18 protein-coding genes are annotated in these 20,984 nt (G+C 69.2%); 6 read left to right on the top strand and 12 right to left on the bottom strand.

Annotation, left to right across the window (positions count from 1 at the left end; genetic code table 11):
• The 3 genes from ACUZ2Y_RS26795 to ACUZ2Y_RS26785 are packed head-to-tail and all read right to left on the bottom strand — an operon-like array spanning position 1 to position 2,878.
• Positions 1–1,002, bottom strand: a complete 1,002-nt coding sequence (locus ACUZ2Y_RS26795) for an efflux RND transporter periplasmic adaptor subunit (RefSeq protein WP_476324045.1) — start codon at positions 1,000–1,002, stop codon at positions 1–3.
• Positions 1,003–1,043: 41 nt separating this feature from the next.
• On the bottom strand, positions 1,044–1,961 hold the full coding sequence (locus ACUZ2Y_RS26790; RefSeq protein ID WP_476324043.1) for a LysR substrate-binding domain-containing protein: 918 nt from the start codon (positions 1,959–1,961) through the stop codon (positions 1,044–1,046).
• Between the two features lie 44 nt (positions 1,962–2,005).
• Positions 2,006–2,878: a hypothetical protein gene (locus ACUZ2Y_RS26785; protein ID WP_476324041.1), complete on the bottom strand. Its 873-nt coding sequence runs from the start codon at positions 2,876–2,878 to the stop codon at positions 2,006–2,008.
• A gap of 239 nt (positions 2,879–3,117) precedes the next feature.
• Between ACUZ2Y_RS26785 and ACUZ2Y_RS26780 the strand changes: the two genes are divergently transcribed.
• Positions 3,118–4,047, top strand: a complete 930-nt coding sequence (locus ACUZ2Y_RS26780; protein WP_476324039.1) for a hypothetical protein — start codon at positions 3,118–3,120, stop codon at positions 4,045–4,047.
• Here the strand turns inward: ACUZ2Y_RS26780 and ACUZ2Y_RS26775 are convergent.
• Together ACUZ2Y_RS26775 and ACUZ2Y_RS26770 are read right to left on the bottom strand one after the other, a co-directional pair.
• The gene (locus ACUZ2Y_RS26775; protein WP_476324037.1) at positions 4,005–4,646 is read right to left on the bottom strand and encodes a response regulator; all 642 of its coding nucleotides are present in this window, start codon (positions 4,644–4,646) and stop codon (positions 4,005–4,007) included. The genes ACUZ2Y_RS26780 and ACUZ2Y_RS26775 overlap by 43 nt on opposite strands.
• Positions 4,639–5,769, bottom strand: coding sequence for a GAF domain-containing sensor histidine kinase (locus ACUZ2Y_RS26770; RefSeq protein ID WP_476324035.1), 1,131 nt, complete (start codon positions 5,767–5,769; stop codon positions 4,639–4,641). Before ACUZ2Y_RS26770 ends, ACUZ2Y_RS26775 begins: the two co-directional genes overlap by 8 nt.
• Before the next feature lie 144 nt (positions 5,770–5,913).
• Between ACUZ2Y_RS26770 and ACUZ2Y_RS26765 the strand changes: the two genes are divergently transcribed.
• From ACUZ2Y_RS26765 to ACUZ2Y_RS26755, 3 genes are read left to right on the top strand one after another with little or no spacing between them, the layout of a single operon-like run.
• The gene (locus ACUZ2Y_RS26765) at positions 5,914–6,591 is read left to right on the top strand and encodes an SDR family NAD(P)-dependent oxidoreductase (RefSeq protein ID WP_476324033.1); all 678 of its coding nucleotides are present in this window, start codon (positions 5,914–5,916) and stop codon (positions 6,589–6,591) included.
• The gene (locus ACUZ2Y_RS26760) at positions 6,588–6,959 is read left to right on the top strand and encodes a VOC family protein (RefSeq protein WP_476324031.1); all 372 of its coding nucleotides are present in this window, start codon (positions 6,588–6,590) and stop codon (positions 6,957–6,959) included. Before ACUZ2Y_RS26765 ends, ACUZ2Y_RS26760 begins: the two co-directional genes overlap by 4 nt.
• A 32-nt stretch (positions 6,960–6,991) precedes the next feature.
• Positions 6,992–8,005, top strand: coding sequence for an S-adenosylmethionine:tRNA ribosyltransferase-isomerase (locus ACUZ2Y_RS26755; RefSeq protein WP_476332087.1), 1,014 nt, complete (start codon positions 6,992–6,994; stop codon positions 8,003–8,005).
• Positions 8,006–9,136: 1,131 nt separating this feature from the next.
• Here the strand turns inward: ACUZ2Y_RS26755 and ACUZ2Y_RS26750 are convergent.
• The 7 genes from ACUZ2Y_RS26750 to ACUZ2Y_RS26720 all read right to left on the bottom strand — a co-directional run bounded on the left by ACUZ2Y_RS26750 (position 9,137) and on the right by ACUZ2Y_RS26720 (position 19,390).
• Positions 9,137–10,924, bottom strand: coding sequence for an AMP-dependent synthetase/ligase (locus ACUZ2Y_RS26750; RefSeq protein ID WP_476324030.1), 1,788 nt, complete (start codon positions 10,922–10,924; stop codon positions 9,137–9,139).
• A 206-nt stretch (positions 10,925–11,130) separates the two neighbouring features.
• Positions 11,131–13,602, bottom strand: a complete 2,472-nt coding sequence (locus ACUZ2Y_RS26745; RefSeq protein WP_476324028.1) for a CHAT domain-containing protein — start codon at positions 13,600–13,602, stop codon at positions 11,131–11,133.
• 193 nt (positions 13,603–13,795) lie between these two features.
• Complete coding sequence (locus tag ACUZ2Y_RS26740) at positions 13,796–15,118, bottom strand: S8 family peptidase (protein WP_476324026.1); 1,323 nt, start codon at positions 15,116–15,118, stop codon at positions 13,796–13,798.
• Positions 15,119–15,136: 18 nt separating this feature from the next.
• Entirely contained in the window at positions 15,137–15,502 is a 366-nt protein-coding gene (locus ACUZ2Y_RS26735) for a hypothetical protein (RefSeq protein ID WP_476324024.1), read from the bottom strand.
• Between the two features lie 159 nt (positions 15,503–15,661).
• Positions 15,662–16,750: a tRNA 2-thiouridine(34) synthase MnmA gene (gene mnmA / locus ACUZ2Y_RS26730; protein ID WP_476324022.1), complete on the bottom strand. Its 1,089-nt coding sequence runs from the start codon at positions 16,748–16,750 to the stop codon at positions 15,662–15,664.
• A gap of 4 nt (positions 16,751–16,754) precedes the next feature.
• A complete protein-coding gene (locus tag ACUZ2Y_RS26725; protein ID WP_476324020.1) occupies positions 16,755–17,981 on the bottom strand; it encodes a cysteine desulfurase family protein in 1,227 nt (408 codons plus the stop codon).
• On the bottom strand, positions 17,978–19,390 hold the full coding sequence (locus tag ACUZ2Y_RS26720) for an MFS transporter (protein ID WP_476324018.1): 1,413 nt from the start codon (positions 19,388–19,390) through the stop codon (positions 17,978–17,980). The genes ACUZ2Y_RS26725 and ACUZ2Y_RS26720 overlap by 4 nt, the downstream gene beginning before the upstream one ends.
• Before the next feature lie 367 nt (positions 19,391–19,757).
• On the opposite strand from ACUZ2Y_RS26720, the gene ACUZ2Y_RS26715 reads away from it, so the two are divergent.
• Positions 19,758–20,261 carry a SigE family RNA polymerase sigma factor gene (locus ACUZ2Y_RS26715; protein ID WP_476324016.1) on the top strand — a complete coding sequence of 168 codons (504 nt, stop codon included), beginning with the start codon at positions 19,758–19,760 and terminating at the stop codon, positions 20,259–20,261.
• Positions 20,258–20,749 carry a hypothetical protein gene (locus tag ACUZ2Y_RS26710; protein WP_476324014.1) on the top strand — a complete coding sequence of 164 codons (492 nt, stop codon included), beginning with the start codon at positions 20,258–20,260 and terminating at the stop codon, positions 20,747–20,749. The genes ACUZ2Y_RS26715 and ACUZ2Y_RS26710 overlap by 4 nt, the downstream gene beginning before the upstream one ends.
• Positions 20,750–20,984: the final 235 nt, after the last annotated feature.

The following is a 20,984-nucleotide window of genomic DNA, read 5'->3' as shown; positions in this document are numbered from 1 at the left end:
TCAGGACCCCATACCGGGCTTGGCGTTCTGCTCCGGCGGGCCCGGCGGCAGATTCGGGCCGGGCACGGCCAGCGTCTCGTCGCCGGTCAGGCCGGACTTGATCTGCACGACCCGGCCGTCGGTCAGGCCGAGGACGACGTCCTTGGTCTGGCGTGAGCCGTCCGGCCCCAGGACGTCGACCTTGCCGCTGCCCTGCTTGCCCGCGACCGCCTCGACCGGCGCGACGAGCACCTGCTTCGCCGTCTCGGTGATCACCTCGATGGTGGCGGCGGCGCCGTTGATCAGCTTCACGTCGGCGGGAGCGGTGCAGACCAGACGCATGCCGGTGGCCTCCGACGGCTTGTTCTGCGGCTGCTCGGGCTGCGGTTTGGGCTGCGGCCGCGGCTGCTGCGCGTTCGGGTCCGGATCCGGCTGCTGCGGCGCGGGGTCCGGCGCGGGCGGTTCCGGGATGGTGCCCGCGGGGAGCGCGGCGATGGTGCCCAGGACAGCGCAGTCGAACGGGCCGGGCCCGCTCTTGATCTGCGCGCGCACCGAGGTCAGCGTGTCGGACAGCTGGTATGCCTGCGCGCCATCGATGTCGGCCACGATGCCGTAGCCGACGTAGGTCGCGGAGACGATCGGCATGCCCGCGGTCACCGACGACTTGTCGGCGACGAGGCGACCCGCGAAGACCGCGCCAGCGGGGACGTCGACGTGCGTGGGCTTGCCCGACGCCCACACCGCGCCCGCGCGAGTCGGCTTGGTCGGCGTGCTCGTCGGCGTCTTCACCTCGACATAGCGGACTTGGCCGTCGCCCGGCGCGACGAGACCGAAGATCGGGTTGAGCGTGACCTTGCCGGTGAGGCTGACCTTGTTGGTCAGGTCCTGCCGGGTGATCTTGGCCGTGGTCATGGTCGTGCCGCGGTCGGCGAGGCCGGGCACGGGCGGCGGCGCGTCGGATGACGTACACCCCGCGAGGGTCAAGGCGGCGGCGATGACCGCCGCGCAGATTCGTGAGTCCACCGGTACCCCCAGAGAGTCGAATTGCCCGGTACTCGCTCAGTCTATACATGCAGTGAATAGTGATGTTCGCGCCACTGCTCGACCGCCATTTCGACGAAAGCGCGGACTGCGGGCTTGCGGCTGCTCTCCTCCCGCCAGACGGCGAAAACCCGCCGCGACATGGCGGGTTCGACCGGGCGGAGACGGACGCCGTCGGGGACGTGGTCGCCCGCCAGCCGGGGCATGAGCGCGACGCCGAGGCCCGCGGCGACGAGGCCGAGCTGCGTGGGGAACTCGACGGCCTGATGGGCGATCTCGGGCTCGTGCCCGGCACCACGGAAGGTGCTGGTGAGCCAGTCGTGGCAGATGGTCCCGGCCGTGGACGCGATCCAGCGCTCACCGGCGAGGTCCGACAGCGCCACGGCCGACGCGTCGACCAGCGGATGGCCGACCGGAAGGGCCACATCGATCCGGTCATGGCCGATGTCATGGGTACGCAGGCGGTCGGAGACGGCGATCGGGACGTTGACCCAGTCCTGGGCGATCGCGAGGTCGAGGTCGCCGCGGGCGAGCTGGGCGATCGCGTCATACGGTTCAACCTCCCGCAGGCAAAGGCGCAGCCGCGGATAGCGCTCGTTCATCGCCACCAGCACCTTGGGCAGCAGCCCACGCGCGGCGGTGGGGAACGCGGCGACGGTGAAGTCGCCGAGGACCTCCCCGCGGCGCTCATCCAGGTCGGCCTCGGCCTGCTCGACCGCGCCGAGGATGCGTTCGGCGTGCTCCGCGAGCAGCCTGCCCTCCTCGGTGAGCCGGACCCGCCTGCCGTGTCGCTCGATGAGCACGCAGCGGGCCTCACGCTCCAGCTTCGCCATCTGCTGCGAGACCGCAGAAGGGGTCAGGTGCAGGACGTCGGCGGCCGCGGCGAGGGTGCCTTGATCGGCGACGGTGCGCAGGACACGGAGACGTACCAGGTCGAACATGAAGCAAGGCTAACGCTGGGTCCGTGTCAGCCATTAGCGGAGCTTCAGGATACGAAGACCGTGAACGCCCCTCGGTGGACCTGACCGTCGCGGTTGAACTCCAGGAACAGGCGGTACTCGCCGCGTTCGCCGAACAGGGCCTGGAAGGTGAGCTCGCCGTTGATCAGCGGGGCGCCCAGCGGTTCGCGTGGGTGCAGGTGGGTGGCCGACAGCAGGGCGGTGTGGAAGCCCGTCATGTGGCCGTAAGCGCCGAGGTGCGGGTCGACGGTGTCCAGGGGCTTGCCGTCGGGACCGCGCAAGGAGAACCGCAGGATCGTCGGCTGTCGGACCGCGACGGTGGTGGCGCCCTCCGGGCGCACGATCCGGTAACCCGAACCGGCGTCGGATTCAGCGGCCGGGGCCGGGATCTCGACGGTCGCGGTGTCACCGGTGATCGCGAAGGGCAGGCCGAGGACAACCGGGTGCGTGGTGTCGGTGGTGTTCATCGGGATGAACTCGGCGAACATGCGGTAGGCGCCGCCGTCGGCGATGGCGACCGCCACCTGCCAGGTGTCGCCCACGAGTTCCGGGTGCAGGTGCTGGTAGCCCTGCATGTCGTCGCGGACGACGAAGAAGTGCAGCTGCTTGGTGGCGTTGAGCTGGAACTGGGTCTCCGGCTTCCCGGACGGCCCCAGGATCCGGAACGCCACCGGCACCGCGTCGCCACGGGTCGTGGGCAGGGTGACCGGCTCGAAGCGGAAGCCGTTCTCGAAGTCCGACAGCCCGTCACTGTGCGCGGCCAGCGTCATCGGCGAGCCCATGTTCTGGTGGGGCGAGGCACCGGTCGAGGAGCGCATCACGACGAAGACGATGGCCACCACAGCGACCAACACCGCCGCCCCGAGCGCGACCCAACTGGCCCAGTGCAGCTTGCGCATGCCGGCAGAACCTCCGAACCCTCGCGACCGGTACGTGGGGTGAGTAGCGGGTATTCACCGAATACGTGCCGGTTTCGTCAATTAGCAGGATCTGCAGTGTCGCTGAGGGGGAAGGCAATGACAACCCGCGAACGGCGAGGTCACGTCCGATTTCGGCGCAGGTGGTCGGTGTGTCGCGTTCTCAGCATTCTCAGCCGGTGACGGATAGCTTGGCGGCCATAGTGGGGAGGTGGGGTGCCATGGTTTCGGAGGGGCAGACCCGGTTGATGCTGTCGTCGCTGCGTGGGATGTGGACGCAGGGTCGGGCGGTCGAGCGGATCGGCTATGTCGTGGGTGTCTGTCTCCTCCTCTCCGGTGTCGCGCATTTCGGCGTGTTTCTGGTCGACGGCGGCCCGTGGGAGGGGCCGGTGTCGTGGCGCAAACCCGTCACCTTCGGTCTGTCGTTCGGTCTGGCCTTGATCACCCTGGTGTGGGTGTCCACCTGGATTCGGCATACCGAGCGAGCGCGGTCGGTGACGCTGTGGCTGTTCACGGCGGCGAGCGTCGTGGAGGTCGGGCTGATCTCCCTGCAGGCGTGGCGCGGGGTGCCATCGCATTTCAACAGTGAGACCGGATTCGACCGGGTGATCGCCACCTCGCTCGCGGTTGGCGGCGGCCTGATCCTTGTCTCCGTGTTGACCATCACCGTGGCGGCGCTACGGGCGGACTCGGTCGCACGGCCTGACATGCGCTTGGCCGTGCGTGCCGGGTTGTTGCTCCTGGTCGTGGCATTGCTCGTCGGCGCGGCCATGATCGTGCGGGGAGTCAGCGCAGTCACCGCGGACAACCCCGACCTCGCCTACACGACGGCCGGCGCGTTCAAACCGATCCATGCGGTCGCCATGCACGCCGTCCTGGTTCTGCCCGCCATCGCCTGGCTGTTGGGCTTCACCCGGTGGACGGACCTGCTCCGGCTGCGCGTCGCGCAACTCGGCACCACGGGTTACGGCCTGTTGACCCTGACCACGGGTGTCGAGTCGCTGCTCGGCATCTCGCCGTTCTCCGCACCATTACTCGCGGACGTCACCAACGTCGTCGGCTTGGTCGCCTTGGCGTTGGCCGGTGTGATCGCCTGCTATGGCGTGGTTCATTTCCCGGTCAGGGACACCAACCCCGTCCGCACCGCGTAGAGCGCCGCCTGGGTGCGGTCCTGCAGGCCCAGTTTGGCCAGGATCGCGCTCATGTGGGATTTCACGGTCTTCTCGGACAGGTCGAACTTCTTGGCGATCTCCCGATTGGACAGGCCACGAACGACCGCTTCCAACACCTCCGATTCCCGCGAGGTCAGCTTCAGGTCACTCGGCCGCGAGTCGCCTTCGGCGAGGAGACGGGCCACGTCCGGGTGCAGCAACACGTGGCCGGCGTGGACCGACCTGATGGCCGCCGCCAGCGCCCGCGGATCGACGTCCTTGTAGACATAGCCCGCCGCGCCCGCGCGGACCGCGGGAACGATCGCCGAGGGGTCGGCGAAGCTGGTGACCACCAGCACTCGCGCGGGATTCGCCAGGTCGCGCAGACCGCGCAGCGCGAACACACCATCCGTGCCCGGCATGCGCAGGTCGAGCAGGATCACGTCCGGGTGCAATCGCTCCGCCTCGGCCACGCAGGAAGCGCCGTCGAAGGCTTCGCCGATCACGGTGATGTCGTCCTGCAAGTCCAGGAATGTGCGCAGTCCCTGGCGCACCACCGGATGGTCGTCGACGATCAGCACCTTGATGTCGTCAGTCAATGGGCACCTCCAGCAGCACGGTCGTCCCACCGGGACGCTCCGAGGTGACCTTCAACCGTCCGCCCGCCGCTCGCGCACGCTCCCGCATCGACGAAAGCCCTAGCCTGCGCGAGGTCTGTCCGGACGGCGAGGTGTCGAACCCGATGCCGTCGTCCTTGACCTTCACCACGAGCATCTGGGCGCGGAAGGACACGTCGATCTCGATCTTGTCTGCCTGCGCGTGGCGCAACGCGTTGTGGAGTGCCTCTTGCGCGATTCGATAGACCGCCTCCTCTCTCGCCGAGGTCAGCCTCGGCACGTCCCGGCTGCTGAACCGCACGGCCGCGTCGTGCACGCGGTCCAACAGGTCGGCCTGCTTGCGCAACGCGATGTCCAGGCCGTCGCCGGCGAGATCGGGCGAACGCAGCCCGATGACGACCGACGACAACTCGTCCGTGGCGTCCGCGGCGAGCCTGCGCACGGTGTCTATCTCGGTTCGCGCGCGGTCGAGGTCGCGGTCCAGCAGAGCGGCCGCCGCCTCGGCGGTGAGCCGGAGGCTGAACAGCTTCTGGGTGACCGAGTCGTGCAACTCCCGCGCGATGCGGTTGCGCTCCTCCACAATGGACAACTCGCGGCTGCGCTCGTACAACCGGGCGTTGACCAGAGCGATCGCCGCGTGGGAGGCGAGCAGCGCGAGGAGTTCCTCGTCCTGGGCGGTGAAGCCTCCCGGCACCTCCTTGTTGGCGACGAAGATCTCGCCGAGGATCTCGTCGCCATCGGTGATCGGCACCCCGAGGAAGTCCGTCAGCACCGGATGCGCCGCGGGCCACCAGCCGAACTTGGGGTGCGCCCGGATGTCGTCGAGCCGGACCGGGTGGGGGTCGGACAGCAGGACGCCGAGCAGGCCGTGCTGACGGGGCACCGGGCCGATCTCGGCCCACTGCTCGTCGCTGATGCCGTCGGCCAGGAACTCGGCGAATCCACCGTCCTTGTCGGGCACGCCGAGCGCCGCGTATCGGGCGCCCACCAGCCTCCGTGCGGACGTCAGAATCGTCTGGAGGACATCGCGCACCTCAAGGTGGGTGGCGACCGCCAGCACGGCGGCGCTCACCTCACGAAGTTCGTCTCGGTCGATTCCGGTCACCACTTCAAGGTACCCAGGAGGACCGACAAAGCCCCTGGTCCTAGGACTAAAGTCGGAGAAAAGAGCCATCTCTGGTCCGATGGCGAACGGCCCCGACCGGCCTAACGTCGATCACGTCAAACGACGATCGACGAAAGGACCGACATGCCAGTCGCCATCATCACCGGCGCGTCCCGCGGCCTGGGCCAGGCGCTCGCGGCCGGACTCGCCGGCGTTGGCTGGGACCTTGTTCTCGACGCCCGCGGCGCGACCGCACTCGCCGAAGCCGCAGCCGCCCTGCCCAAGTCGGTGACCAGCGTGCCGGGCGACGTCACCGACCCCGGTCACCGCGCGGACCTGATAGCCGCCGCCGACGCGCTCGGCGGAGTCGACCTGCTGATCAACAACGCGGGCGGCCTCGGCCCGAGCCCACTCCCGAAGCTGGCCGAGTACCCACTGGACGCCCTGCGCGAGGTCTTCGAGGTCAACGTCGTCGCCCTGCTCGCGTTGACCCAACTCGCGCTTCCCGGATTACGGGAGCGAGCGGGCGCGCTGGTCAACATCACCTCGGACGCGGCGGTCGAGCCGTACGAAGGCTGGGGTGGCTACGGCTCGTCGAAGGCGGCGGTGGAGCAGCTCAGCAACGTCCTCGCCGCCGAGGAGCCGAAAGTCCGCGTCTGGTGGACCGACCCGGGTGATCTGCGAACCCAAATGCACCAGTACGCCTTCCCGGGCGAGGACATCAGCGACCGGCCGCTGCCCGCCACGGTGGTCCCCGCGATGCTCAAGCTGCTGGCGGACCGGCCCGAGTCCGGCCGGTACCGGCTCGCGGAGCCGGCGTGACACGGGCCCTGTGGATTCCGTTCGAGACGGCCGACATCGACCCGGCCCGAAGGTTCTACCTGGACCGTCTCGGCCTTTCCGAGGTGGACAGTTGGTCCACGGCGGAGGAACGCGGATCGGTCATCCAGGTCGTCCAGGGCGCGTACATCGAGTTGGTCAGCCCGGTTCGACGCCGTCCTGGACAGGGACCGCTGGCGTTCGAGCAACCGAGGGTCGCCGACGTCGACGCGCGGCTCGCGGAGATGGAGCAGAACTCGCTCACCCGGGCGCCCGGCCGGTATCCGCGCGGGCATTACGGGTTCGAGGTCGCCGGGCCTGGCGGGGTCGACGTCATGGTGTGGACCGAGGACAGGAGCACTGGGGGATGATGAGCGCATCACCGGAGAGTCAAGTGTCCACAATGGAGTTCGAGCTTCCTCCGGAACTGGAGGCACACGAGCCGCCGGAAGCACGCGGACTCTCCCGAGACGGCGTGCGACTGCTCGTCGGCACCGGACCGTCGGTCGACCACCGACGGTTCGCCGATCTGCCCAGCGCCCTGCGTGCGGGCGACCTGCTCGTCGTCAACACCTCGGCGACCGTGCCGGCGGCGGTCAAGGTCCCCGACAGCGACCTCTCGGTGCACTTCTCGACAGAACTCCGCGACGGGTCGTGGCTGGTGGAACTTCGGCAGGCTCAAGGGAAGACGACAGAGCGCTACAGCGGCGGCGTCGCAGGGCTGCGGTACGCCCTTCCCGCCGGCGGCTCGGTGACGTTGACGCGTCCGTACTCGCGGGACCGGCTGTGGGAGGCGGAGGTCGACCACGGCCCATTCGGGTCCGTGATCGGGTACCTGCGGGCAGTTGGGTCGCCCATCCGCTACGGGTACGTGCCCAGAGACTGGCCGATCGCCTACTACCAAACGGTTTTCGGCACCGAACCGGGCAGCGCCGAAATGCCGAGCGCGTCCAGACCGTTCACCGACCGGATGGTCACCACCCTGGTGACCAAGGGAATACGCATCGCCCCAGTCCTCCTCCACACCGGCGTCGCCTCGCAGGAGGCACACGAACGCCCCTACCCGGAACGCTTTCGTGTGCCCGCTTCAACGGCAACGCTGATCAACGACACCCGCGCCACCGGCGGCCGCATCATCGCGATCGGCACCACAGCGGTCCGAGCCGTGGAAAGCGCCGTGGCCCCGGACGGAACCGTCCAGGCGGCCGAGGGCTGGACCGACCTGATCATCACCCCGGACCGCGGCGTCACCGTGACCGACGGCCTCCTCACCGGCTTCCACGAACCCCGCGCCTCCCACCTGGACATGCTCGAAGCCATCGCCGGCCGCCCATTACTGCGCGAGTGCTACCGGGAGGCCGTCGCCGCCGGCTACTTATGGCACGAATTCGGCGACCTCAACCTGCTGATCCCTTAACTCCTTGGCCCGCCACGAATGCCGACGAAGTACGGAGAGGAGTGATAGGCCGGTCAGGCATGAACCCGGCCGGGAATGAGCAACGACCGAACCGGCCCGATCACAGCCGCACGGGCGGACGACCTTCATCTGGCACGCGGCTCAGCACCCGGAACCGCTGACTGAACCGAGCCTGCACGGCTGTACCGGGCCGAGTTGGCAGGGCCGGTCGCCGGACGCTGCTGTTGGGACGGCTTCAGTAAGCCGGCGTGGCCAGACCTGCACAGCCGACATGGCGGAGTCGGCGGGCCGGTCAAGAGGCGGGACCGGCAGGCCGGCGGGGTTTGAGCAGGCCGGGCCGAACTGGCCGGGCCGGCCCGGCCAGCCGGGCGGGACCGGGCTGACCGTGCAGGCCGGGCGAGCCAGGCTGGGCCAGGCCGACCGTGCAGGCCGGGCCGGGCTGGGCTGGGCTGGCCGAACTGGGTTGGCCGGCCGTGCGGGCCGGGCCCGAGCAGGCCGGGCGGGGCCAAATTGACCGGGCCGGGCAGGCCGGGCAAGGCCGGGCTGGGCTGGCCGGCCGTGCGGGCCGGGCCCGAGCAGGCCGGGCGGGGCCAAATTGACCGGGCCGGGCAGGCCGGGCAAGGCCGGGCTGGGCTGGCCGGCCGTGCGGGCCGGGCCCGAGCAGGCCGGGCGGGGCCAAATTGACCGGGCCGGGCAGGCCGGGCAAGGCCGGGCTGGGCTGGCCGAACTGGCCGGGCCCGACCGTGCAGGCCTGGCAGACCGGGCAGGCCGGCGGGGCCAAGCTGGCCGGGCCAAGTTGGCAGGCGCGCTGAGCGAGTCGGGCGACTTGTGGCGGGCGAGTTGGGCCGAGCGGTCAGGCAGGGACGGGCGGGCCAAGCGCTTGGTCCGGCCAGCCTGGCTGCGGAGCTGGACGGGCGGCGTTGGGCGGGTCGCTAGCGAGCCCAGGCGGCTGCTGGGGCTGGGCTGGGCTGGGCGGCGTACAGGTTAGCCAGTTAGCTCACGGCCGCGCGGCTACCGCTGCGCGACTGCACAGCCGTGCAGCCGTGCAGCCGTGCAGCCGTGCAGCCGTGCAGCCGTGCAGCCGTGCAGCCGTGCAGCCGTGCAGCCGTGCAGCCGTGCAGCCGAACGCAATCAGGAGCCGACGTTGATCGTGTCCGGTGTGTGTGAGTCCGCGTAGAGGTCGTCGATGTCGTGGGCGTATTTCTCCGCGATGGGTTTGCGGCGCAGCTTCAGGGTCGGCGTTAGTTCGTCGCCGCCTGGTTCCCAGAAGCCGGGGACTATGCGGAACCGTTTGATCTGTTCCACCCGGGACAGGGTGGCGTTGCCCTTGCGGACAGCGTCGGTGATCAAGCTTCGGACGGCCTCGTGGTTGAGGACGGCGCTTGGGGAGGTGGGGTCCAGGCCGTGTTTGGCGGCGAGGCCGGCGGCGGCATCCTGGTCTACGACGATCAACGCCGAGATGTACGGGCGGTCGTCGCCGATCGCCACTACCTGGCCGATGAGGGAGCTGGCCGCCTTGACCGCGTTCTCGATGTTCGTCGGGGACATGTTCTTGCCCGACGAGTTGATGATCAGTTCTTTCTTGCGGTCGACGATCGTCACGTACCCGTCCGCGTCGATCACGCCGATGTCGCCGGTGTGGACCCAGCCGTCGGTGTCGATCGTTTCCGCTGTGCGGGTGGGGTCGTTTCGGTAGCCGCGCATGACCGACGCCGCTCGGATGAGGAGTTCACCGTCGTCGGCGAGGGTTACCTCGGCGCCGTGTACCGGGGTGCCTACCGTGCCTAGTTTGACCTGGCCCGCTCGGCAGGAGGTGCCCAGGCCCCCTGTCTCCGACATGCCCCAGATCTCGTACACGGGGATGCCGATGCCCCAGAAGTACTCCATCGTGTCCACCGGAATGGCGGCGGCACCGGAGGCGGGGACCTTGGCCTCGTCCAGCCCCAGCTTCTGCCGGAGCTTGGACAGCACGAGCTTGTCGGCCAGCTTGTGCTGGAAGCCGAGCGCGGCCGGGATGGGCTCGCCTGCCAGCTGCAGTTTCGCGACCTTCCGGCCGACGTCGAGGGCCCAGCCGGCGATCTTGCGCTTGGCGCCGCTGGGTTCGGCCGCCAGGCCGGTTTCGATGGCGAGCTTGAACTTCTGCCAGACGCGGGGGACGGCGAAGAACACATGGGGGCGGGCGTCCGGGAGGGCGACCGCGAGCTGCTTGGGGTCGGCGACGGAGGTGACGATGGTGCCGAACAGCATCGACAGGTAGTGCGAGATCACCCGGTCGGCGATGTGGGCTGACGGGAGGAACGACAACACCCGGTCACCGGGGTCGACCTCGTACGCGCTGCGGACGGCGTCGGCGACGGCAAGGACGTTGCGGTGGGTCAACTCGACGCCCTTGGGCGGGCCGGTGGTGCCGGAGGTGTAGATGATCGTGGCCAGGTCACCGGGTTCGACGGCACGCCAGGCAGCTTCGAAATCGAAGGCGGGGTCGCCGGCGGCCTCCAGGTCGGCGAGCGTCATCGTGCCTTCTTCGGCCCCGTCGACGCAGACGATCTTCAGGTCGGCGCCGGTGGCGCGCAGGGTCGGGAGGAACGCCTTCTCCGTGACGACGATGCTGTTGCCCGCGTTGGAGAACACGTACGCGAGCTGCTCGGGGGCACTGGTGTTGTAAACCGAGAACGGCACCGCGCCCAGGTGCAGCGCGCCCGTGTCGACCAGGTGGAACTCCGGGCGGTTGGTGAGCATGATGCCGACCGTGTCGCCCCGCTTGACTCCCTGCGCGGCGAGACCGGCGGCGATGCGCCGGACCCGGTCGGCGTACTCCTGCCATTTGATCGACACCGCGTCGCCGGTCGTGCGCAGCGCGACGAGGGTCGGGATCTCCTTCGCCGTCGCCTGGAATGCCTCGCACAGGGTTTGGCTCATGGCTCGCCTCTCGACCGTTGTGACTCGTCACACAGGGGCGTGATCGTATTCAGAACCGTCGCCGTCTGTCTATGGTCGATTCGTCAGATCCGCCGAGCGTCTCCAGCGCCAAACACGACGGATTTGCGGTTTCACCTGCGCGCAGGTTGCTCAAGGTATGCGAAGACCGACACGGGGCCGGCATATCCGGTCTCCACACTGTCCCTTTAACCAGCCCCCAGACAGATGAACGGTCTACGGAGGGGGTCTATGGCCACCGACTCGGCCAATGCCTGAGAAGGGGGCATTCCTGCCGAGAGACGCTGGTGATACCCCACCATCACTGACGCGGTCGACTCGTCACCGACTCGGCTTGTCGCGGCGATGACCGTGCGCACGCCACTTGCCAGCAACGCTCCGGCATAGCCAAGAGCTTCGTCTCCTGGGCGAACATAATTGAGGGCCAATTCGCATGCGGCGAGCACTACCTGAGTAGGCGGTTGCTTAAGGCGGGCGACCTCGTAGGCGAACAACGGACCATCAGCAAGCTCCAGCCTGGAGAACAACGCGTTTGTCGGCTCGTGTTCCCCATGCGCGGCTAAATGGGCCAGAGTTGCCCCATCGAGCGCTTGGAGCACCGACGCGACCGTTGTTTGGGCACCATCGAAATGCGCGGCATTCGGATAGATCTCTCGTAAGGCGCCATCCTCACCGACTGGGTCGGTCAGGCTCGGCCCGCGGGCGAGGACCGTCCCACCGGAGGACACTTCGGTCGTGGTCGCAGTGATCCACGCGGTCGCCGACGGCGCGACCACGACAGGACGTTGACGCAGGGAGGGCAAGCTCCCCCATGGGACGGCGTAGAGCGCGCCCGTCGGAACGATAACCAGTTCCCGGTCACCGAGTATGTCGAGAAGCGGCCGAACGGCTTGTTCATCGAACATCTTCGCGCTTCGAACCGCGGAGCGCTTGACCACATCCTCAACCTGCGGCGGCAGTGTGTCCGGCGCGAGTGTGTCGAGGTCGGCGTGCAGCCGGGCGACCCATTCGGCGGCAGCGGACGCTGATCCCAGCCGAACCATGCGCACGTTGCCGCCGGTTACGACGACAGCGACCAGTTCACTGCCAGAGGTCGCATAGGACAACAACGCCCGGTCAGCGAGAGCATCGGCAACAGTTGACAAGGCGGCGACCGGACGCGGCCGTCCCCAGGGGCTCGCGTACCACCCGAGGCGCTCGACATCGCGTTCCAGTGCCGCCGCATGGCGTTCCAGCCGCTGGGTCGGTCGTCCCTCAAGGCGGGCCAACTGAACCGCCCGCCGAGACCGACGAAGTTCGGTGGCCTGTTCCGCCACATGGGGATCGTCGATGTCGGGCAACGGCTCATACCGGAATACCTGGGCACGGGTCCTTTCCAACCAACCGAACAGCGAACGGGGATTGGGGCGCGATCCGCTGAGCACCAGGCGGACCGCCAAATCGCCCAATTGCCTGCCGTGCACCGCCGTTCCGCAGACGAGGTCAAGCCCGCCCATCCGGTCGCGGGCTCGCCCCAGCTCCGTGAGCCCAGACCGCGCCTCGGCCAGCGCGCGGCGGCGGTCGCCCTCGGCCACCGCGAGCTCGGCACGGCAGAGCCTGAACAACATCCTGTGGTCGATCGGCGTGGTAGGCCGAGCCCTGGGAACTTGATCCAACAGATTGTGTGCGGCCATCGGGGCACCGCGCCGCAACTCAAGTCGCACAGCCAGGAGCAGAGCAAGCGCTGTCTCATCTTCCAGAGCCAACCCGCGCAGTTCCTCGGCCAACTTCATGGCAGAGGTCGGCAACGTAGATGGCACGCGGCCGGATGCCAGTGCCGCTGCTGTCTGGGCCCGCAGCGCCGCCAACGCGGCGACGGCGGCCCAACGTAGGTTTCCCCTCCGGAGGAACCGCCGCTGCGCCGAGCGTGCCCACCTCCGTGCGTCATCGATCCGGTCTTCGAGCAGCGCAACCGCGGCCTGAGTCAACTCCAGTTCGGCCGTGTCCTGGCCGGCGCGTTGCTTACGCAACAGGGGCAGCGCACCTTCGAGTTGTTTGCCCGCCTCGACCGGCAGTCCCGCGGCGAGCAGAGCACGAGCCTGATCGAGGCGGATCACCGGCAGCATGCTGGGTGCACGCTGAGCACACTCGGCCGATGACAGTTCGAACTCCCGCAGCGCTGACGGCAGGTCGCCGGTCATGTAGGCGATGTAGCCGAGGTTGTGCCTCGCCTTGATCCCGACCGGACTCAGATCATATTGCTCGGCCAATTCGATACAGCGACGCAACTCAGGCTTCGCCAACTCGACCTGGGCCTGTTCGATATACGCGAGACTACGGTTGAGGTGCAACCCGGCCAGTGCGTCCGGGTCGCCGACACCTGCGGAAAGCCCAGCTTGCAGATGGTCGACAGCCGCGTCGAGCACGCCCATACCCTCATCGGTGCGTCCTGCCCGGATGAGGAGGAAGCCGCGCTGCTGCGACACCAGCCCCTCGAGTTCGGTTTTCCGCGGACCAGGAGTCAAGTAGCCCAGCAACACATCTGCCTCATCCAGATGTGCCAACCCTGGCATCACTGCCGCACCCTCGCTGGCGGCATAGGCGAGACTTACCAGGACACGAATACGCAGGACCACGAACTCCGCGCCCGCACTGTCGTCGACAGAATCCAGGATGTGCATCGCCCCACGAAGCATGGATCTCGCGGTGGCGAAGTCATACGACCGAACCGCGTCCCGCGCTTTGCGGTGCAGCGCGCCCGCACGGCGCAGCCCGCGGTCACGGTCTGTCGCTCGTCGCGTTTCCGGCATGCTGGGCACGCCTGAGTACAGTACGGGCTTGGCCGTGTCCGCGGGCTCCTCGTCCGGATACGAATCAGCCTGACCAGCCCAGCGCCTTCAGCTCCTCGTCTACCTCGCAGAGAGCCTGCTTGGCACGGGAGGCCCGCTCGGCCACCTCGGTCGTATCCGCGATTGCCGCGAACCGGCTGGCGAGCATGCCCGCGATAACGGGGGTGGCGAAGGATGTGCCTGCCCACACCGCGAATCCTGTCGTCAGGTCATCCTCATCGGGCGCGGCGCGGAGGCGCTGACCGTCCGCGAGGGAGAGCCCGGGTTGTGAACTGCCCTGCCAAAGCGGAACAGTGCTGACTACGGCATTGCCGGGAGCCCACCGCGTGATCCAGTCGCCACCATTGGTATACGCGGCGATCGTCTGACCTGATGCGTTGAGCGCTCCGACCGCGACCAATAGGGGGTTTCCGTTGTTGCTGCCATCCGCGTTGAGCGCGTATGCCGCCGGTACGAAGGGACGGTTCGTGGCGTCATTGCCCGCCGCGGCTACGACGGCCACCCCGAGGTCGGTCAATTTGCGCACGGCTTCCGCGAGCAGCAGGCCAGTCGACTGGTCGTCGGTCTCGGGGTAGAACCCCAGCGACAGCGACACGACGTCGATCATCTGGTCCGGTGTCTCGTTGTCCAAGGCTGACTGGACCCGCTCACGGAGCCATTCCAGAGCGAACAGGACCGTTTTGTCGGTCGTGACCCCATCACTGTGCAGGACCCGCAGGGACAGCACGCGTGCGTCAGGGCAGTTCTGGTGGACCAGACCGGTGACGAAGGTGCCGTGTCCGCTGTGTGAGTCCGTGACCCCCAGCAGCGGCTGCAGTACGTCGCGCTCTTCCTTCGCCGAACTCAGGGAAGGAGGCGGCTGGTCGCCACTCGCGGCGGCGAGTGCCGCCTCCTGGTCGGCCAGAAGTTGCTGGAACTCGCTGGACACCTCGACCACTGGATCGGACGCGAGGTCGCCGATCGGCAACCATGGATGCTCGCCGATTCCGGTGTCCAGCACCGCTACGACAGGTCGCCTGCCCAAGGGCAGATCTGAAACGCTCGCGCGATCAGGACGACGCAGGAACAGCCGAACGGGATTCCGGTTGCCGGTCGCCAACGGCAGGCCGCTGGGCCCTTGGCCATGGCCGAACGGCTGCCCATGGCCAAACGGCTGGCCATGCCCGAACGGCTGGCCGTGCCCGAACGGGGCGCCGTGAAGGTTCACCGACGCCGCGCGTGCGAGATGTTCCAGACCAATCCCTTCGACCTCCTCGCCAAGAACACGGCGCAGCCGGACGAGCAGTGCCCACGGATCCGGAACCTGGTCGAATGGCGCGTCATCCCGCAGCCGGACCAGCACGGACACCGGGATGGCCGGATCAAATCAATGGATCGCCGCATTCCAGGACTTCGTGTTCGGCACGACCGGCTCGAGCACCGCTCCCATTTGCTCGACGACCTCGTTGAGCCGAGCGAAGAGGACCTCGTCGTTGACAACCCGCAGCGGCATAAGCAGCGTGTCCGCACGGTATGCGGTCGACTCAGGACGCTTCCCCGCGTGTCCGGGCAAGGCTATGGCCGGATCCAGCATCTTCGCTCGATGCCGTTCGAGAAGCTGGAACGCGACCTCGCCGCCTGAAGTCGGCCGTGCAGTCGTATCAGCGTCCGCGACCAAGCCCTCGCCGCGCTCACCGCTCCCGTTGGGTCCCATCGTCGCCATTGAGTACTTCACCCCGATATTCGTCGTCACGGTCGGTGCTGTGCGAACCACCCGAGCCACTCATTTGTAGTAGAGCAGGTATCCGCACATCAGATACGTCGGTCCGCATAGTTCCTACGTAACGCGATCTGCCCGATCGTGCGACGAAATCCGCCTTGCGGTCAGTCATTCCCGAGGCTCACGATCGGCCTAGCGGGTAGCCACGATCATCCCACTGCCGAGGACGATGTCGCCCGCGCCGTCGGGCCGGTAAAGAACGATGGCCTGCCCGGGAGCCACGCCGCGCAGCTCTTCGCCGGGCCGCACGAGGAGTTCGCCGTCGACGATCTCCGCGGTGGCCCGCGAGGTGCCGCCGTGGGCCCGAACCTGGGCGACGCACTCGACCGTGTCCTCGATCGGGCGTCCGCCGGGCCAGATCAGCCGGGTCGCGATGATCTCGCGGACGGCGAGCTTCTCGATGGCGCCGACCCGGACGTTGCCGCTGACCGGCTCTAGCGCCAGCACGTAGCGCGGGCGGCCGTCAGCGGACGGGGCGTCGATGCCCAGGCCGTGGCGCTGCCCGACGGTGAAGCCGTGGACGCCCGCGTGCACGCCGAGGACCGCGCCGGTCTCGTCGTCGACGAGCTGTCCGGGGCGTGCGCCGAGCTTGCCCGCGAGGAAGCCGCGGGTGTCGCCGTCGGGGATGAAGCAGATGTCGTAGCTGTCGGGCTTCTCGGCGACAGCCAGCCCGCGTTCGGTGGCCTCGACCCGCACGTCGGACTTGAGCGAGTCGCCCAGGGGGAACATGGCGTGGCTGAGCTGCTCGGCGGTCAGCGAGGCCAGCACGTAGGACTGGTCCTTGCCGAGGTCGGCGCTGCGGCGCAGTTCGGGGCGGCCGTCGACCTGGGCGAGCCGGGCGTAGTGGCCGGTGCAGACGGCGTCGAAGCCCAGTGCGATGGCCTTGTCCAGCAGCGCTTCGAACTTGATCCGCTCGTTGCACTTGAGGCACGGGTTGGGCGTGCGGCCCGCGGCGTACTCGGCAACGAAGTCCTCGACCACGTCCTCGGTGAACCGCTCGGCGAAGTCCCAGACGTAGAACGGGATCCCGAGCAGGTCGGCGACCCGGCGGGCGTCGTGGGCGTCCTCGACGGTGCAACAGCCGCGCGAGCCGGTGCGCAGGGTGCCGGGCTTGGCCGAGAGGGCCAGGTGCACGCCGACGACCTCGTGGCCCGCGGCGACGGCGCGCGCGGCGGCGACCGCGGAGTCGACGCCGCCACTCATCGCGGCCAGGACTCGCACTGCCTCACACCTCCGCCGCGGCTGGGGACTTGGCCCGCCGCATTCCGGCGAGACCCGCGGTGCGGGCTCGCTCGACCACCGGACCGATGGCCTCGACCAGGGTATCGACGTCATCGACGGTCGACGTGTGTCCCAGCGAGAAGCGCAGCGAGCCGCGGGCGATGGCGGGCTCGGCGCCCATCGCGAGCAGCACGTGGCTGGGCTGGGCGACGCCCGCGGTGCAGGCCGAGCCGGTCGAGCACTCGATGCCTTTGGCGTCGAGCAGCATCAGCAGGCTGTCGCCTTCGCACCCGGGGAAGGAGAAGTGGGCGTTGCCGGGGAGCCGGGACGGTCCGCCGTCCACAGTGGACTCACCGGGGTCGCCGTTGAGGATGGCGTCGGGCAGCGCGGCGCGGACGCGGTCGACCAGGTCGGCGCGCAGCACGGCCAGCCGGTCGGCCCGGTCGACCCGCTCGGCGGCGGCGACGCGGACGGCCTCGGCGAAGGCCACGATCGCGGGGACGTTGAGGGTGCCGGAGCGCACGTCGCGCTCCTGCCCGCCGCCGTGGGAGACGGGGGCGCAGGGCACGTCGCGGCCGAGCAGCAGCGCGCCAACGCCGAACGGCCCGCCGAGCTTGTGGCCGGACACGGTCAGGGCGTTGGCGCCGCTCGCGGCGAAGTCGACCGGCAGGACGCCGACGGCCTGCACGGCGTCGGTGTGGAACGGGATGCCGTGCGCGGCGCAGGCGGCGGCCAGCTCACGGACCGGGTTGACGGTGCCGACCTCGTTGTTGGCCCACATCACGCTGACGACCGAGACGGACTCCGGGTCTTCGGCGATCGCGGCCCGCAGGGTGTCCTCGTGGACCCGGCCGAACGCGTCGACCTCGAGGTGAACGACCTCGGCGCCGTCGTGCTCGGCGAGCCAGGTGGCGGCGTCGAGCACGGCGTGGTGTTCGACCGCGGAGACCAGCACCCGGGTGCGGGCCGGGTTCTTCGCCCGGCGGGCCCAGTGGATGCCCTTGACCGCGAGGTTGTCGCTCTCCGTGCCACCGGAGGTGAAGATCACCTCGGAGGGTCGGGCGCCGAGGGCCGCGGCGACGGTCTCGCGGGCCTCCTCGACGGCGCGTCGGGCCAGCCTGCCGGAGGTATGCAGCGAAGAAGCGTTGCCGTAGGTGGTCAACGCCCCGGTGAGGGCCTCGGCCACCGCGGGAAGGATGGGCGTGGTGGCCGCATGGTCGAGATAGGTCATCGCTCAACCAGAGTAGACCGACCCTCCACACCCCTGTCACGAGATACCTCCCACCGGCCATTCCCATTACGGCTGTAGAGGACGAAACCCAGGGCGGCGACGCCCGCCATCACCAGGTTGAGCGGGATCACCGCGGCGGTCGGGGCGGCCGCTGTGGCGAGCGACACGAGCAGGACGCCGCCGAACCCGACGCAGACCGCGGAGAACACCATGTCGGCGACCTGCAGTGCCGATGAGGTGAAACCACGCTCCTGCTCGGATGTCTGCTCCAGGGCGAGCACGTTGATCGCCGGGAAGGCCATCCCGATGCCCGCGCCGCTGACCACCCACATGACCGAGACCAGCCAGGACGGCCCCCACACCGGCGCGATGAAGGCCGTCGACGCGAGTCCGACCGCGAGAATCGCGAACCCCCAGCGGATCAGCGTGGCCCGCGGGATGTCGGGCCGTCTGCCCTGCCAGTGCGACGCGCCTGCCCAGCCGAGCGCGCCCAGGGTGAGCGGGAGCCCGGCCATCGCGGGCGAGTAACCGTGGACCGCGGTCAGGGTCAGCGGCAGGAAGGCCTCGACGCCGAAGAACGAGCCGGCCAGGACACCCCGCGCCAGCACGGTGCGGGGCAGCCCCTTGCGGCCGGTGAGCGTCCCGACGGGGAGCAGCGTGCGCAGGGCGGGGATCAGCACGGCGAGCCCGCCGAGCCCGATCCACAGCGTCCCGAGGGACGGGCGCTGCGCGGCCCAGGTCACCGCGGTGATCCCGACGGCGGCCGCGACGGCCGCCAGCGGCAGCCCCCGCTTGCCCGGGGTGGCCGGTCGGGTCGGCTTCGGCAGCGCGCGCAGGGCCGGGACCAGCAGGATCGCGCCGAGAACGGCGAGCGGGGCCAGGCCGAGGAACACCCACCGCCAGCCGAGCCGCTCGGTGGCGATGCCCGCCATCGTCGGCCCGACGATGGACGGGATCACCCAGGCCGCGGCGAGCAGCCCGAAGGCGGCGGGCCGGTACTTCTCCGCGTAGATGAGAGCGACCAACACGTAGATCGCGGCGACCTCGGTACCCAGGCCAAGGCCCTGCAGCGCGCGTCCGACCAGCAGACCGGCCATGTCGCCGGCCGTTCCCGCGACGATCAGCCCCGCGAGGAACAGCGTCGGGCCGACCATCAGCGCCGGGCCCGGCCCGACCCGGTCGCAGAGCCTGCCCGAGAGGACGGTCGCCACGACGCTGGCGGCGAGGAACGAGGTGAACGGCCAGGCGTAGAGGAGGCCGCCGTCGAGTTCGGCGAGCATCCGGGGCATCGCGGTGCTGACCCCGAGGTGCTCGAAAGCGGCGATGGTGATGAGCAGGAGCATGCCGACCGTGGTGGCCCGGTTCTCGGTGCTCCACAGGGACCCGCTGGGGGATTCGGTGACCGTCACCCGGCCATGGTGCTACCTCCACCGCAGCGGAGGTCCAGTCCTTTTGGTGAGATTTTCCGGGGAGGGCAACCTGGCGCCCCACCTCAGTCGTCACCTTGGGTAGATCGGGGTTAGCACCTGTTCGTTCGCCGACTCGACTACGGCTGGTACGGGTCGCGCGTGTGGAAAGCCGATCGCTGGTTCCCCAGCTCCAAGACCTGCTCGCGGCCATGCTCGCCGACACCGGATGACCAGATCACCTCGCCGGGAAGTTCCCCGGAGAGACGAAACGCCTGTGGAGACCATGTCAGCCTCCGGCTCCGCCGGAGCAACGGTCAGCGAAGCAGGAAGCATCACTGAGATTCAACGAACGGAGGGAGACCGTCGGGTGACCGATCGCGACAACGAGTTCGTCGACTACGTCAAAGCGCGCGGGGCGGCGCTTCGGCGCACAGCGTTTCTGCTGTGCGGCGACTGGCACCGGGCGGAGGACCTGGTGCAGAGCGCGCTGCTCAAGCTCTTCCGCGCCTGGCCGAAAATCCGCGCCGACGACGCCGTGGACGCCTACGCTCGCAAGATCCTGGTGCGCACAGCCATCGACGAGTCCCGCCGACTGTGGCGCAAACGCGAATGGGGCGCCGACGACCTCCCCGAGGTAGCGGCCCCGCACGAGGACCACGACAGCGCACTCGACGCCCGCCGCGCGCTCGCCCGTCTCCCGGTCCGGCAGCGGGCGGCGGTGGTGCTGCGGTACTGGGAGGACCTGCCGGTCGAGGAAGTCGCACAGCTGCTCGGCTGCGCGGAGGGAACGGTGAAGAGCCAGTGCGCCAAAGGCCTGGCCACACTACGGCGGATGCTCCGCGACGAGATGGTGTTGGAGGGACCGCGATGAACAGCTTCGCTGAAGGTGCGGAGACAGACCCGCGGGAACGCGACGACGTCCGTGAGGTGATCCACCGGGCGCTGGATGAAGAACCCGAGCTGGGCTTGGAACCACAGGAGATCCTGTCCCTGGCCCGACGCCGCCTACGGACCCGGCGTTACGCGGGAATCGGAGGCGTGGCAGCGGCGGTCGCCGGGGTGACCCTGGGCGCGACTCTGCTGACGGGACCGGTCGAAGCGCCGGGGATGGTCGGCCCGGCAGAGGTCGGCCGCGTCACCACGACCGCGCCATCGGTGCCGCAGGTGACTACGACGACCCCACCGACAACGGTGAGCCCGTCCCCGATGCCGCCGCCGAGCGCCACGACGAAGTCGACCGTCCGCCCGCCCGAACCTCCGGCCGCCACCGCCTCCCGACGACCGACCACCCCGCGCTCGGCACCCGCCACCTCGGCACCGGCACCGGCGTCGTTCACCCCGACCACCACCCGGCGGTAAATCGGGAACGATCGCGCTCGAGTACTGAGTCCAAACAGGCCCCGACACAGGGGCCTGTTTGCGATGTGGCAGCCATCCCCAACCACCGCACGAAGGTGACCGGGCCGGTCACTCCCCCGAGCAAACGGCGGTTGCCGGGGGTGGTTCGAGCAAAGCGTCCGACACAGTGACGATCAGGCCCGCCGTCAGGTTGCCCGTTGTGTTCTGACCGACGAAACAACCCCCAAGGCGAACC

It is taken from the genome of Actinokineospora sp. UV203, from assembly GCF_056323665.1.
Note: the sequence above shows the minus strand (reverse complement) of the source record. Positions and strands in the feature narration are given on the sequence as shown.

Bases quoted from the DNA above. Each gene is read 5' to 3' on its own strand.
- ACUZ2Y_RS26790 (WP_476324043.1), bottom strand. From the start codon at position 1,961: ATGTTCGACCTGGTACGTCTCCGTGTCCTGCGCACCGTCGCCGATCAA.
- ACUZ2Y_RS26785 (WP_476324041.1), bottom strand. From the start codon at position 2,878: ATGCGCAAGCTGCACTGGGCCAGTTGGGTCGCGCTCGGGGCGGCGGTG.
- ACUZ2Y_RS26780 (WP_476324039.1), top strand. From the start codon at position 3,118: ATGGTTTCGGAGGGGCAGACCCGGTTGATGCTGTCGTCGCTGCGTGGG.
- ACUZ2Y_RS26765 (WP_476324033.1), top strand. From the start codon at position 5,914: ATGCCAGTCGCCATCATCACCGGCGCGTCCCGCGGCCTGGGCCAGGCG.
- ACUZ2Y_RS26755 (WP_476332087.1), top strand. From the start codon at position 6,992: ATGGAGTTCGAGCTTCCTCCGGAACTGGAGGCACACGAGCCGCCGGAA.
- ACUZ2Y_RS26750 (WP_476324030.1), bottom strand. From the start codon at position 10,924: ATGAGCCAAACCCTGTGCGAGGCATTCCAGGCGACGGCGAAGGAGATC.
- ACUZ2Y_RS26745 (WP_476324028.1), bottom strand. From the start codon at position 13,602: ATGCACATCCTGGATTCTGTCGACGACAGTGCGGGCGCGGAGTTCGTG.
- ACUZ2Y_RS26725 (WP_476324020.1), bottom strand. From the start codon at position 17,981: ATGACCTATCTCGACCATGCGGCCACCACGCCCATCCTTCCCGCGGTG.
- ACUZ2Y_RS26710 (WP_476324014.1), top strand. From the start codon at position 20,258: ATGAACAGCTTCGCTGAAGGTGCGGAGACAGACCCGCGGGAACGCGAC.